Raw genomic sequence first — 14482 nt, 5'->3', positions numbered from 1 at the left:
CTATTCAAATACAGGAATAAATTTGCGCGTTATGAACGATCGAAATAAGTAGAGCAATCTTTTTTGAAGCACAGGCAACATTATTCTAAAGGAAAAGGAGGAATAAACGCTTCAAAAGGACTTGCTATTATACTTGTTTGTAGTGTAAGGAATTGCCTTACACCAATTCGAGGAGGATTTATAAATGAAACTTAAAAGTCGTATAGTTGCATTCGTACTACTAATGGTTATTTTTACAGCAGCCATCGGTACGACTGTAGGCGGCGTCTTAAAGGACATTAAGCTAGGCCTTGACTTACAAGGCGGGTTTGAGGTTCTTTATGAGGTTAAAGAATTAAAAGAGGGACAAAAAATTACACCAGAAGTTGTATCGGCAACAGCAACAGCTCTTGGTGAGCGTGTAAATGCTATCGGGGTAAGTGAGCCGAGCATTCAGGTTGAAGACAAAAACCGCATTCGTGTACAATTAGCGGGTGTCGAAGACCAAGAATCAGCACGTGAATTATTGTCTACTTCTGCAAATTTAACATTCCGTGATGTCGATGACAATTTATTGCTGGATGGTAATGACTTAAAGCCAGGTGGCGCTAAAGGTTCTTTTGACCAGCAAAATCGACCTATAGTTTCGCTAACGTTAAAGGATGCGGAAAAATTTGCTGATATCACAAGTAAAATTGCTGCTAAACCAGCAGGTCAAAATTTACTTGTTGTATGGTTAGACTTTGAAGAAGGTGTTGATTCATATAAAACTGAATCACAAAAGGCGAAGCCTCGCTATGCATCTGCTGCGACAGTTAACCAAAGATTAGATACAACAGATGTTATGATTAGCGGGAATTTCACAGTTGAAGAAACGAAAAATCTAGCGGGTATTTTAGATGCTGGGGCACTTCCTGTTAAGCTTAATGAAATTTATTCTACTTCAGTTGGTGCACAATTTGGTGACCAAGCACTAAAAAGTACAGTTTTCGCCGGTATTGTGGGCGTAGTAATAATTTTCTTATTTATGTTATTCTACTATCGTTTACCTGGCTTTATTTCCATCATTACACTTGCTATTTTCACTTTCCTAGTACTAGTTGTATTCAGTTGGATTAATGCGGTGTTAACGCTTCCGGGTATCGCAGCAATCGTGCTCGGTATAGGGATGGCGGTAGATGCAAATATTCTTGCCGCAGAACGTATCCGTGAGGAATTACGTGTCGGTTATTCGGTTAAACAAGCATTCCAAATTGGCTCGAAGGAGTCTTTGTCAGCCATTGTCGATGCACAGCTAACTACATTATTAGCAGCTGCTGTATTATTCCAATGGGGTACAAGCTCTGTTAAAGGGTTTGCCACAACATTAATTATTAGTATTTTACTAAGCTTCCTAACAGCTGTTTGGGGCTCTCGTGTCTTACAAGGAATACTTGTAAATAGTGGCTACTTCAACAATCCAGCATGGTTTGGTATTCCAAAATCTAAACAGCATAGCCTGGATGAAAATATCGGAACATTAGATTTATCAACGAAATTTGATCGTTTTGACTTTGTACACAACCGTAAGAAATTCTATACATTCTCATTAGCTATTTTAGTGGCCGGTTTAGTGGTTCTTGGTATTTTCCGCTTAAACCTTGGTATTGATTTCTCTAGTGGTACACGTGTGCAAATTGAAGCGGAGCAAACGTTGAATAAAGAAGAAGTATCCAAATATCTAGATAGTATTGGCTTCTCATCAGAAGATATCGTTTTGACAGGTGAAAAGAGCAACGGAGCGGTTATCCGTTATAAACATGACCTGACGCAAGCAGAAATTATAAAGTTCAAAAAAGAAGCAGGCGAAAAATATGGTCATGAACCTGGCATAAGTACAGTGTCTCCGACCGTTGGTAAAGAGCTTGTGAAAAATGCGATTAAAGCATTATCTCTTGCGGCTATCGGTATCATTATCTATGTAGCGGTTCGTTTTGAGTGGCGCATGGGTATTGGGGCAATTGTTTCGTTACTACATGACGTATTCTTAATTGTTGCTGTATTTAGTTTTATGCGCTTAGAAGTTGATATTACGTTCATTGCGGCTGTACTGACAATTGTCGGTTATTCTATTAACGATACGATCGTTACGTTTGACCGTATGCGTGAAAACTTAGATCGATATGATACGATTAAAGACCGTGAAGTGTTAGCGGATATCGTTAACAAATCACTACGTCAAACAATGGGTCGATCTGTTAACACAGTGTTAACGGTTATTATCGTGACAGTGGCACTTCTTATTTTAGGTGCACCATCGATTCAAAACTTCTCAATCGCGTTATTAGTTGGTTTAATCACAGGTATGTATTCTTCAATTTGTATTGCTGCACAAATCTGGTATTCACTTAAAGTTCGTGAAATGAAAAAATCAGATGGTCAAATACACAAAAAAGCGAAAAAACAATGGGGTACTGACGAACCTACTGTTTAACATAAGCATTAAAATGAAGCAGGGAAGGAAATATTTCTTTCCCTGTTTTTGATGAAAAAAGAATCTTCTGGCTTTCATGAGAAAGCTGAAGATTCTTTTTGTTTTTAGGTTTAAATTGCCTTAGTAAGATTGCGGTTGTAGAGCATTGTTGCTTAATTCCACAGCTACCCTATTCACCTGCTGCATTGTAGGCAGTGACGTCTTTCGCACTTGCTGAAATTTGTACTGAAGTGGCTGAAATATCTTCAATTAGGTTAATGAATACTTGTACAAACTCTTTGATAGAATCAATTGCAACACTGTTTACCTTCCTTAAATTTTTTTAACATTTTTCTTTTTCTCTGAATTGATTGACAATTATCGTAGTTTAGCATAGAATAAGGCTAACTTTTTTGTTCGGTACAAGGTAGTTGGTCTCGGGAGCGAGGCCAGCCTTAGAACAGATGAGCTGAGTTTAGTTTAGATGAGAATAGCTGAGAAATTGTTGAATAAGAGTAGTAGCATAAGTGTGCAATTTAGAGAGTCAGTGGATGGTGCGAACTGATTTGCAGCTTATGTGAATGGACTTATGAGAGTCGCTAATTATAATAGCGAACGGATTCCCCACGTTAAAGGGGATGCTTTGACTTAGATAAGACAAATCTTTTTGAAATAAATTCAAAAGATCTGTCAATTTAACTTCTTTCAGCAGGTGTCCAATCATCCGCTGAAAGAAGTTAAAGCCTCCGGCGGATGTCATGGAATCGGCTTTGTGCAAACACAAAGCCGATTCTGGACACAATTATGCCGAGACATAATTGATCCGGCGAACTAAGCTAAGCATTTAAGGGAGAGCAAATATGCTCTAATATGAGGTGGCAACGCGGTCATGATCGTCCTCTGCAATTAGGAAAAATCCTTTTTGCAGAGGACTTTTTTTGTTGTTTTTAATTTGCAGGTATTGAATGCTATGCTTTCGCGCAAAAAAACATCTGCCGCTGCCGCTACGTTGCACTACGCTTTCGCGCAAAAAACATCTGCCACCCCGATAAGCATCCTGTCGGAACGGAAATCAATACCAGGCATTGGTAACATACCATACAAGATGATTTCTAATGAATTTTTGTCAATCATCAGAAATTAGGGGTGACTTTGTGTTAAACCATCTGCCCTGCATATAAGTTGATTGGACTGGAGGCTGGGCGACTCCTCGGGGATCAGTGTCAGAGGAACGAAGGCTAAAACCATCACATCCTGTGATAACGCCTTCGTGACCAACATCGTGTTGCTGCCGCTTCGTCAGCACTACGCTTTCGCGCAAAAAACATCTGTTGGCCCGAGACTCTGCAGCGAAGCGGCTCATCGAACGCCCCCAGGAAAGCGTCCAGCCGGAATGGAAATCAACCCTACGCGATGATGATCTTTTTTTCAACAAGAACTGATTCAGTAACTAAACATTTATAAGTCTAAAGGTAGTGGATTTTTAAGAAAAGGAGCTTGGTCATTATGCTATCAACGAGTTCAAGAACAAAAATGAAAACTATTAATGCTGATTCATTAACACCGATTTTAATTTTTAGACGCCTTCAAGGGAAACATAAATTTTTGCTGGAAAGTTCAGCACAGCATGAAGGAGCAGGACGCTTTTCTTTTATCGGCGCTAATCCAAGAAAAACATATAAAGGCTTTGGAGATGAGATTCAGGAATATTCATATAAGACTGGACACACCTATACACATAAGGGCGACATGTTTGTTTTATTGAAAAGGTTAATGCCACGTATATCCAATACGACACAATTCCCATTTTCAGGCGGAGCTGTTGGCTATGTTGGTCAAGGTACAACAACAAGGTTTTCGACTGAACAGGATAAAGTGGAGTTACCAGATGTGCATTTCCATGTGTATGAGACAGTTATTGTGTTTGATCATGTAACAGATGAGGTTACTTTAATTTATACGAATATTGATGCGGAAAAAAAAGAACCAAATTTAGAAGTGTTGGCAGAGCAGCTTTTAAAAGGTAGAGAGAATGAGGATACGGCTTGTAGTTTTGACCCTTTCGAATCGACTACGACTGAACAGTTTGCAACATCTCTTACATCGATCAAAGCTACTTTAGATGAGGATATTACTAGGGTTATGTTATCAAAGTGCATTTTAGCAAATTTACAAGGAGATGCTTTTTCTTTATATCGTCAATTGCGAAAAAAACATCCTGCTCCCTATATGTATTATGTAGAATTTGACGATCATATTGTCTTAGGGACATCTCCTGAAAGTCTAATTCGAGTAAAAGGTGAGCGTGTGATTGCCACACCAACTGAGGGAGCATTTCCTAGAGGCTCCACAAAAGCTGAAGATTTAGAGCAGGAACGCAAGCTACATGAAAACGCAAATATTAGGGAGTCGCATGCTGTACTTGTTTCTGCCGTGCAACGAGAGCTACAGTCTGTGTGCTTCCGAGATTCCATTCAAGTCATTGAGGCGATGAGAATTGAGCGTTCCAAGCATGCATTGCACATGACATCGAGAGTCGAGGGACAAATCCTACCGATGCTTCATGCACTTGATGTATTAGCTGCGACATTACCATCCTTTGCATCAACAGGTGTTCCAAAGGGTCAGGTAAAGGATAATTTAGATGAATCTAATCAAACTACTGGGATATTTAGAGGTGCTCTTGGATTTCTTGGTTTTAACGGTCATCTTGATTTTGCCTTAACAGGGAAATCCATTGTCATAGAAAATGAAACGATGCATATGCAATCGACTGTAATGGTGACCAAATATACAAATGTTGAAGAAGTTTTGAATCAAGTAGAAGAGGACGAACAGGAATTTTTACAGCTACTTGAAAAAGAAGGAGGTTCCCACTAATGGAAGGTATTCGTGAAAAAGTACAACGCCGAGAGCATTTAATGTATGAGGAAATGCTACAGGCAGCAAAATGGATGTTTCTAGATGACACACCAAAGGATCAAATCGCAAGCTTTTTAACGGCATTATCTGTCAAAGGTGAAACTGCACATGAAGTAGCTGCATTAGCCACAACTATGCGTTCATTTGCATTAGACGTCCCAGCAAACGAAGGGGTCTATATGGATAATTGTGGTACTGGTGGCGATGGACTTAATACATTTAATATTAGTACCACTTGCGCCTTTGTATTAGCGGGTGCCGGTGTCAAAATGGCAAAGCACGGCAATCGAAAAATATCTTCGGCATCAGGAAGCTCTGATGTTTTGGAGGCACTCGGTATTCATACGAATATTTCTATTGAACAAACTGTCGATCTGTTAGAGAAAGAAGGAATAGCCTTTTTATATGCTCCGAATGTTCATCCGAAATTAAAGCGAATTGGCGAGGTTCGTCGTGCACTTGGCAAGCCAACAATTTTTAATCTTGTCGGTCCTCTTACGAATCCAGTGCCTTTATCGACGCAATTTACAGGTATTAATCGTCCTAATTTTGTCATGGAATATGCATCTGTATTACAAATGCTCGGGCGAGAACGTGCAATGGTCGTTTCTGGGCCACTAGGTTTAGATGAGGCGTCATTAGCTGGTCAAAATACTTTTGTCTTACTAGATAAGGGAGACTTAATTCCATTTTCGTTAACTGCAGAAGAAGCGGGTCTCAGCTATGCACCAATAGAGGCTATTCGTGGAGGTAATACAGATGAAAACGCGGCAATTATGCGTTCATTATTAGCCGGTGAACAAAGTGCTTATTTTGACACCGTTTTATTGAATGCCGGTATTGGGTTGTTCAGCTATGGAATCGCTGAAACCGTTAAAGAAGGTGTAGAAATAGCGAAAGATAGTATTTTTAGCGGGCGTGCCCTTCAAAAATTAGAGGCAGTCGTTACTTATAGTGAGCATATTAAAGGGGTGGAGGTCCAACAATGAATATTTTAAATAAAATTCTCGAACAAAAAAAGATTGAAGTTTGTGCTTTACTTGAACAGCCCGACCCTTTAGCGAATTTTACAGAAAAACCGCGTCCATCGTTGTTTGAGCAATTGCGAAAAGCTGAAACATTACAAGTTATTTCTGAGATGAAGCGTGCTTCCCCCTCGAAAGGGCTAATCGCGGAAGGGGCAGATCCAGTGGCACAAGCAAAAATTTATGCAGACGCAGGGGCAGCAGCCATTTCCATTTTAACAGATAAACAGTTTTTTAAAGGCTCCTTTGATGATTTAGCTGCAGTTGCAAATGCTGTCCAAACGCCACTTCTTTGTAAGGATTTTATGATCGATCGTGTGCAAATTCGATTTGCGAAGGCATCAGGTGCATCAATTATTTTATTAATTGTGGCCGGGTTAACCGATCAAGCATTACGTGATCTGTATAGCTATGCAACAGGTTTAAATTTAGAGGTATTAGTGGAGGTGCATGATCTCGAAGAGCTTGAGCGAGCTATTGCAGTTGGTGCCAAACTAATTGGCGTCAATAACCGAGACTTACGTACGTTTGAAGTGAGCTTAGACCGAACACGTGAAATTGCTGAAGCTTTTCCGTTCGGTGAAGAGAAGGTTTTAATAAGTGAAAGTGGGATATGGACACAAGAAGACGCTAAAGAGGTGGCGGCGATGGGAGCTAGTGGCGTTCTTGTAGGTGAGTCATTAATGCGCAGTGGTGATGCTGGTTTTGCTCTAAAAAGTTTACAGGTCAATAAGGTGGGGGCATCTGTATGACGAAAGTAAAAATTTGTGGACTAAAGGAACAACAGCATGTACGGGCAGCAGTAGAGGCAGGGGCTGAAGCCATTGGTTTTGTCTTTGCACCAAGTAAACGACGAGTGACGATTGAACAGGCACAACAATTAGCCAAACATGTGCCAGAGAGCGTTTTAAAAATCGGTGTTTTTGTTAATCCAAGCGCGGAGGAATTACGAACTGTAATAGAAAGTGTGCCACTAGATTATGTGCAATACCATGGGGAGGAATCTCCTGATTTTATTCGTCGGCAAGGCTATCCTGCAATTAAGGCTTTGTCCGTCAGAGGTGCTGAAGATGTTCAGGTTGCTGCTAATTATGATGTGGACTATTACCTATTTGATGCGCCAGGAACAGACTTTAAAGGAGGTAGTGGTAATACGTTTGATTGGACCCTCCTAGAAAAAGTAGGGATTCCGCGAGAAAAGTTAATGTTAGCAGGTGGTTTGCAAGCTGAAAATATAGGAGAAGCAGTATCACTTGTGTCGCCATTTATGGTAGATGTATCAAGTGGTGTGGAGACAGACGGTGTAAAAGATATAGCTAAAATAACCGCATTTATACAGGCAGTAAAGAAGGAGAGAGCATAATGGCGAATTCAATTGCAAATAGTGTACCGACAAAGGAAGGGCGATACGGAAAATTTGGGGGTCAATTTGTTCCAGAAACATTAATGACAGCTTTGTTGGAATTAGAAACAGCCTATGATGAGGCAATGAATGATCAAGCATTTACTGAGGAACTGGCTTATTATTTACAACAATATGTTGGTCGTGAAACGCCGTTGTATTACGCAGAAAATTTAACAAAAGAGCTAGGTGGCGCGAAGGTTTATTTAAAGCGTGAAGATTTGAATCATACGGGAGCCCATAAGATTAATAATGCGATTGGTCAAGCACTTCTTGCAAAACGAATGGGTAAAAAGAAAATAGTGGCAGAAACAGGTGCAGGGCAGCATGGAGTGGCGACGGCAACAGCATGCGCATTATTAAATCTTGAATGTGTTGTTTTTATGGGCGCAGAGGATATCAAACGCCAACAGTTGAATGTGTTTCGCATGGAGTTACTCGGTACAAAAGTGGAATCTGTAGAAACAGGTTCAAAAACATTGAAGGATGCTGTCAATGCGGCACTACGCTACTGGGTGACAAATGTTGAGGATACTCATTATATTTTGGGCTCGGCTTTAGGACCACATCCATTTCCAAAAATCGTAAGGGATTTCCAGCGTGTAATTGGTGTTGAAACTAGAGAGCAAATTTTAAATAAAGAAGGTCGTTTACCCGATGCAGTCGTAGCTTGTATAGGCGGCGGTAGTAATGCAATCGGTATGTTCCATCCTTTTGTCGATGACGAGACTGTAGCGTTATACGGAGTAGAGGCTGCAGGCAGTGGCATTGAGACAGGTAAGCATGCAGCAGCAATTGCAGGTGGACAGCTAGGCGTTTTACACGGTGCATACATGTATTTATTACAAGATGAAAATGGTTTTGTGCAGGAAGCACATTCTATTTCAGCTGGTCTAGATTATCCAGGGAAAGGTCCAGAGCATTGTTATTTACATGATATTGGGCGTGTTCAATTTGATTCGATTACAGATAGTGAAGCACTTGAGGGCTTGCAATTACTGAGTAAAACGGAAGGTATACTACCTGCACTAGAAAGCTCCCATGCTATTGCTTATACAGCAAAACTTGCGAAGACAATGTCTACAGATGACATCATTGTAGTTTGCTTGTCCGGCCGAGGAGATAAGGATGTTCATACTGTCCGAAAAGCATTAGGAGGAGAAGTGTAATGACAAAACTACAGCAGGCAATTGAACAAACGAAAATCGCTGGTAATAAAGCATTTGTACCTTATATTATGGCGGGGGATGGGGGTCTGGCAACTTTGAAGCCAACGATCCTGAAGCTACAGGAAATGGGTGTAACGGCAATTGAAGTGGGTATACCGTTTACGGATCCTGTAGCGGATGGACCGACGATCGAGCAAGCAGGTGAACGTGCTTTAGCCGAAGGTGTAACATTACGTAAAGTGCTTGCAGCATTAGCTTCATTTAGAGGAGAAATTCAAGTTCCATTAGTTGTCATGACTTATTTTAATCCTGTTTTAGCTTTTGGGTTAGAGGCTTTTGCTAAAGCTTGTGTAGCAGGGGGTGTTAAAGGGTTAATCGTTCCTGATGTACCGCTTGAAGAAAGTGAGATCTTACGTGACACTTTAAATTCTCGTGGTATCGACATCGTTCAGCTTGTATCGTTAACAAGTCCTCCTGAGCGAATTGCACGTATTGCGGCTGCTAGTCAAGGGTTTGTCTATGCTGTGACAGTCAATGGAATTACAGGGGCCCGTGCAAGTTTTGCAGATGATTTACATGATCATTTTGCACGCTTACGTGAAGCAAGCCAAATACCAGTTCTAGCCGGCTTTGGAATTTCAACTCCTGAGCAGGTGGTAAGCATGGGGGCACTTAGTGATGGTGTAATCGTTGGTAGTGCGATCGTGACAGCATTGCATGAAGGTAATTTGGAGAAGATTGAGGCATTAGTGTCTGCTTCAAAAGGTGTGTTTCAGAAGTCTACTCTTTAATGGAGTGGGCTTTTTTCTTTTGAGACTAATAGATATAAGTAGAAACGACGGACTGCCACAAATTCACAGGTAAAACTATCATTCTCACGGATAGTGCGGATAGGTTAGATTTTCGGTATAATAGCTTTCGTGAGGAAGTGAAAAGATGATTCTATCGAAAAAGAGATGGCAAGTAGAGCGTCCAGACGCGAAGCTTGTCCAAACATTACAAAATGACCTACAACTTTCTGCGATTGCAGCAAAAATTTTAGCAGCACGAGGCTGCGAAACAATTGCTGACGCAGAGAGCTTATTGAATATGACAGAAGCAAGTATCCATGACCCGTTTTTAATGCACGGCATGGCAGAAGCAGTAGCACGTATAGAGCAAGCACTTGATAATGGAGAGAAAATCCTAGTATACGGCGATTATGACGCGGATGGTGTCACTAGCACGACAGTCATGCTGAATGTGTTACTTGATCTCGGTGCCGATGTTTCGTTTAAAATACCAAATCGTTTTATTCACGGCTATGGACCGCACGAAGCACTATTTCGTGAAGCACATGAAGAGGGTGTTCAACTAATTATTACAGTTGATAATGGTATTTCAGGGATGGAACCGATTCGTATCGCGAAGGAACTAGGTATGGATGTTATCGTTACAGATCACCATGAACCAGGCGATGAATTACCACCTGCAGATATTATTTTACATCCTCGTATACCAGAAGGACATTATCCTTTTGGTGAGCTAGCAGGTGTAGGTGTAGCGTTTAAGTTAGCTCATGCTCTATATGGGGAACTGCCAACGCATTTATTCGAATATGTAGCTGTTGGAACAGTAGCGGATTTAGTACCATTAGTTGATGAAAATCGCTACCTAGTAAAGCGAGGAATAGAAGAAATGCGTCGTTCACTCAGCCCTTGGGTACAAGCGATGTGTGAAGTTGCAAGTGCAGAGCAAGCTAAAATCAGTGAAGAAACAATCGGCTTTTACTTTGGACCGCGTTTAAATGCAGTTGGTCGACTTGGAGAAGCGGCACCAGGTGTAGAGCTATTAATGGCTGAGGATAATGCTAAAGCAACAGCATTGGCGAAACAACTTAATACATGTAATAGTGAACGCAAAGATATTGTAAAGAGTATTACAGATGAGGCCATTGCTCTCATCGAATCAGATAAAAAAATTGGAGATTCACTCGTTTTAGTGATCGCTGGAGAAGGCTGGAATGCTGGGGTAGTAGGAATTGTCGCGTCTCGTCTTGTAGAGCTATATTATCGTCCAACCATTGTATTGTCACTAGACTACGAAAAAGGAACAGCTAAAGGTTCGGCTCGTAGTATTGAAGGGTTCCATTTATTTAATGAACTAGCGAAAAATCGAGATATATTACCTCATTTTGGTGGGCATCCTATGGCAGCGGGGATGACGTTACCCATTGAGCATGTTGATGAATTAAGAGCACGCTTAGATACTCAAGCAAGAGCATGTTTATCAGAAGAGCAATTAACGCCTGTTCTCAATATTGACATCCCACTAAAAATGGATGAGATCTCAGCAGATGCTATTGAAGAAATATCAACGCTCGGTCCATATGGTACGGATTTTCCGAAGCCTGTATATGTGCTCGAAGATGTGGAAATATCCTCCATGCGGAAAATTGGAGCAGCAGAAAATCATATAAAAATGGAATTGACGGATGGCTATGAAAAATTGGATAGCGTCGGTTTCAATAAAGGACATTTACACGACGAGTTAACATATGGAATAAAGGTTTCATTTACTGGAGATTTACAAATTAACGAGTGGCAAGGACGTAAAAAAGCACAATTTATGATAGAGGATGTTCAAACGACTGAATGGCAATTATTTGATATTCGTGGTATCCGACAAACATCACGCTGGTTAAATACGGTCCCAAAAGAGGAGGCAACATTCATCGCCTTCCGTCCAGAGACAGTAACCTATTACCAGTCGTTAATTGGTGTGCCAATCCTAGCAGTGGATCCTAAGCTTTCAAATGTAGAACAAACCAATTATATCGTGCTATTAGATTTGCCACAAAATGTTCAAATGTTAGAAGAGGTCTTACGAAAAACAGCACCTTCCCGTATTTATGCACATTTTTATATGCCTGATTCTCAGTATTTCAGTGGATTGCCTACACGTGAGCAATTCTCCTGGTATTATAAGTTTTTAAAAAATCGTCCTGCTTTTCCACTGAATATGCATTTGTCTGAATTAGCGAAGCATACAGGTTGGCCATTAGATGCATTAAAATTTATGACACAGGTGTTTTTTGAGCTTGATTTTGTTAAAATGGAGAGTGGACTGACGACTGTCAACGTGAATGCACCGAAACAGGCACTTACAGAGGCACCGTCTTACAAACAGCGTTCAGAACAGATTGAAATGGAGCAAAAGCTAGTATATGCCCCTTATATAGAAATAAAACAATGGTTTGATGAACGATTACATTAATATGCGAAAAAGTTTCGTAGGAGGAACAATAACATGGATTTAAAGCAATACGTAACAACGGTTGAGAACTGGCCGAAAGAAGGTATCAGCTTCAAAGATATTACGACAATTATGGATAACGGTACTGCATACAAGTATGCGACAGATCAAATCGTAAGTTACGCAAAAGAATTAGGTGCTGAAATTGTGGTAGGTCCTGAGGCTCGTGGCTTCATTATCGGATGCCCAGTTGCTTATGCGCTTGAAATTGGATTTGCACCTGTTCGTAAGCCAGGAAAATTACCACGTGAAGTAATCAGTGCTGACTACGGCCTTGAATACGGTAAAGATACACTAACAATGCACAATGATGCGATTAAACCAGGTCAAAAAGTATTAATCTGTGATGACTTACTTGCGACTGGTGGTACAGTTGAAGCGACAGTGCGTTTAGTTGAACAATTAGGTGGTCAAGTAGTTGGCTGTGCCTTCCTTATCGAATTAACAGAGCTAAACGGTCGTGCAAAACTTGGTGACTTAGACATTAAAACACTTATTCAATATTAATAAATAATTGGATACTAGCTAGTCCAGAACGGAAATCAACAACTCATTTAGCAGAAAAGCGATGAAAAGCGTCACATTTTTGTGGCGTTTTTTTATTTATAAGGCTGTTTTCTAAAAGATTGTTGCTATTCTACTAACGGAGCAGGATAGTTCAATAAGCATCACTATTCTATTTGGATATCTTTTACATCTCCTGTATAATTGTAGAAAGTGATATTTAACTTTGAGTATTTCTAATGAATTAATTTGGGAGGGGAAAATTTGTTATATTTAGCTTTATTAATTGGCATCGTTTCAATTGTAATTACGGATAAGCTTACCCAAGCTTTTAAATTATCAAGCATTTGGGGACTGATTGGTCATATTTGTGCATCACTTGTAATAATAATGGTCGGCAAACTTGAGGTTAGTTATATTAATCTAGGTAATCACTTCGAGTTAGGATATTTGGCGATTCCATTTACTTTATTATTCCTTGTAGGTTTTACAAATGTAATGAATATAGAAAAAGTGCAAAATCCTTCAATATTGTTGTTGCCATTCGTTTCTTTAGTTTGTTTCTCAATAGCAGCTTTCTTCATGGGCCATTCATTTGTATTAATAACGGGAATTTGTGCCAGTTTAACGATTATGTTTATTCTGCTATACGGCTATTTTACTGGTAAAGTATTTGTAGGAAGAACGCTTACTACGTCAATAGGTTTTATAATAGCCGTGCTTTCAATATCCCTCATTGAAATATCTATTGTAACAATTTATATTCCGTTATTTACTTTAGCACTACCATTCACTTTATATTATTTAATTCAAGATAAAATTACGAATGTACAATCAATTACAGTTAGCTTTTTAACAGCTATTTTATTTGGTGTATTAATGTACATAGTTCCTTTTAATATAATATGGTATCTCGTTGTTGGGTTAACGAGTATTTTGGTTATCACGCAATTTTCACGTAAATATCGCTTTATTTAGAAACTAAACTTCTTACTCAACTAACGCTGGCTTTACTTGAATTCATTGAGTTGCATAGGCAGCTCTTTTCTTACGATTAGTCAAGTATCTATAATAACTTTCTTAACTCTCTGATATTATTTTGATAAATTGGGCCATGCCGAATAAGCCTAGTGATTTTTCGATTTTTCATAAGGCTTTAGTATGTTAAACTGATGCTACGACTGTACTAGGGAGCCAACCTGTAGTCGTAGTTTTGATTATGTGTGACAAGAAAGAAGATCGTTTTCAATAACTTGTTTACACATGCGACGGAGGCAACCTTATGACATTTGTTATAGGGTTGCGTTTTTAATTTATCGTAGTACTCAACAATGTGATTTCCACCAAATCGTCGCTGTCTAATCATGTTCTGAACGGTTAGATACATTATTTTACGTAGGTGTTTATTGCCGCGTTTATTAATCTTGTCTTTAGCTATAAACTTCCCGGATTGATACCGCCTAATATCAATACCTGTATAGGCATTCAACTGTCTGTTGTTATCAAATCTCTGAATGTTCCCAATTTCTGCTATGATTCTGACAGCTGAGTTAGCTCCAATAGCCGGAATACTACGTATTATGCTATATTCTTCAATCCTTTCGGCTATCGACTCCATTTTACTGATACATTGTTCTTTCTGAAGGAGAAGCTCTTGAAACCGTTTAGCATATACACGAACTTGATCACAAACCACATCTGTTGAAGACGCGGCGGGGTAAGATTGCTTTGCGGC

Annotated in this window: 11 protein-coding genes and 1 other annotated feature; of the genes, 10 read left to right on the top strand and 1 reads right to left on the bottom strand. The window is 39.8% G+C overall.

The annotated features are described in order from the left end of the window. Positions 1–184 precede the first annotated feature (184 nt). From secDF to ACQKN4_RS15870, 10 genes are all read left to right on the top strand, one after another. Entirely contained in the window at positions 185–2452 is a 2268-nt protein-coding gene (secDF, locus tag ACQKN4_RS15915; protein WP_427484174.1) for a protein translocase subunit SecDF, read from the top strand. A gap of 475 nt (positions 2453–2927) precedes the next feature. After that, positions 2928–3335, top strand: a binding site (T-box leader). Between the two features lie 602 nt (positions 3336–3937). Next, a complete protein-coding gene (locus ACQKN4_RS15910; RefSeq protein WP_427484173.1) occupies positions 3938–5311 on the top strand; it encodes a chorismate-binding protein in 1374 nt (457 codons plus the stop codon). Then, entirely contained in the window at positions 5311–6342 is a 1032-nt protein-coding gene (gene trpD / locus ACQKN4_RS15905; protein ID WP_427484172.1) for an anthranilate phosphoribosyltransferase, read from the top strand. The genes ACQKN4_RS15910 and trpD overlap by 1 nt, the downstream gene beginning before the upstream one ends. Continuing rightward, a complete protein-coding gene (trpC, locus tag ACQKN4_RS15900) occupies positions 6339–7130 on the top strand; it encodes an indole-3-glycerol phosphate synthase TrpC (RefSeq protein ID WP_079563595.1) in 792 nt (263 codons plus the stop codon). The genes trpD and trpC overlap by 4 nt, the downstream gene beginning before the upstream one ends. Next, a complete protein-coding gene (locus ACQKN4_RS15895; RefSeq protein ID WP_427484171.1) occupies positions 7127–7741 on the top strand; it encodes a phosphoribosylanthranilate isomerase in 615 nt (204 codons plus the stop codon). Before trpC ends, ACQKN4_RS15895 begins: the two co-directional genes overlap by 4 nt. Next, positions 7741–8949, top strand: coding sequence for a tryptophan synthase subunit beta (gene trpB / locus ACQKN4_RS15890; protein WP_079563597.1), 1209 nt, complete (start codon positions 7741–7743; stop codon positions 8947–8949). The genes ACQKN4_RS15895 and trpB overlap by 1 nt, the downstream gene beginning before the upstream one ends. Beyond that, on the top strand, positions 8949–9740 hold the full coding sequence (trpA, locus tag ACQKN4_RS15885; protein ID WP_427484170.1) for a tryptophan synthase subunit alpha: 792 nt from the start codon (positions 8949–8951) through the stop codon (positions 9738–9740). Before trpB ends, trpA begins: the two co-directional genes overlap by 1 nt. A gap of 145 nt (positions 9741–9885) precedes the next feature. After that, the gene (recJ, locus tag ACQKN4_RS15880) at positions 9886–12204 is read left to right on the top strand and encodes a single-stranded-DNA-specific exonuclease RecJ (protein WP_427484169.1); all 2319 of its coding nucleotides are present in this window, start codon (positions 9886–9888) and stop codon (positions 12202–12204) included. Between the two features lie 33 nt (positions 12205–12237). Beyond that, on the top strand, positions 12238–12750 hold the full coding sequence (locus ACQKN4_RS15875) for an adenine phosphoribosyltransferase (RefSeq protein ID WP_079563600.1): 513 nt from the start codon (positions 12238–12240) through the stop codon (positions 12748–12750). 261 nt (positions 12751–13011) lie between these two features. Next, positions 13012–13725: a UDP-N-acetylmuramyl pentapeptide phosphotransferase gene (locus tag ACQKN4_RS15870; RefSeq protein WP_079563601.1), complete on the top strand. Its 714-nt coding sequence runs from the start codon at positions 13012–13014 to the stop codon at positions 13723–13725. Positions 13726–13933: 208 nt separating this feature from the next. On the opposite strand, the gene ACQKN4_RS15865 is transcribed toward ACQKN4_RS15870, so the two are convergent. Then, positions 13934–14482, bottom strand: a 549-nt coding sequence (locus ACQKN4_RS15865) for a transposase (protein ID WP_427484168.1), incomplete at its 5' end; no start/stop codon positions are given.

Origin of the sequence: Lysinibacillus sp. NPDC093692, assembly GCF_050280125.1 — a bacterium.
Taxonomy (GTDB): domain Bacteria; phylum Bacillota; class Bacilli; order Bacillales_A; family Planococcaceae; genus Lysinibacillus.
Note: the sequence above shows the minus strand (reverse complement) of the source record. Positions and strands in the feature narration are given on the sequence as shown.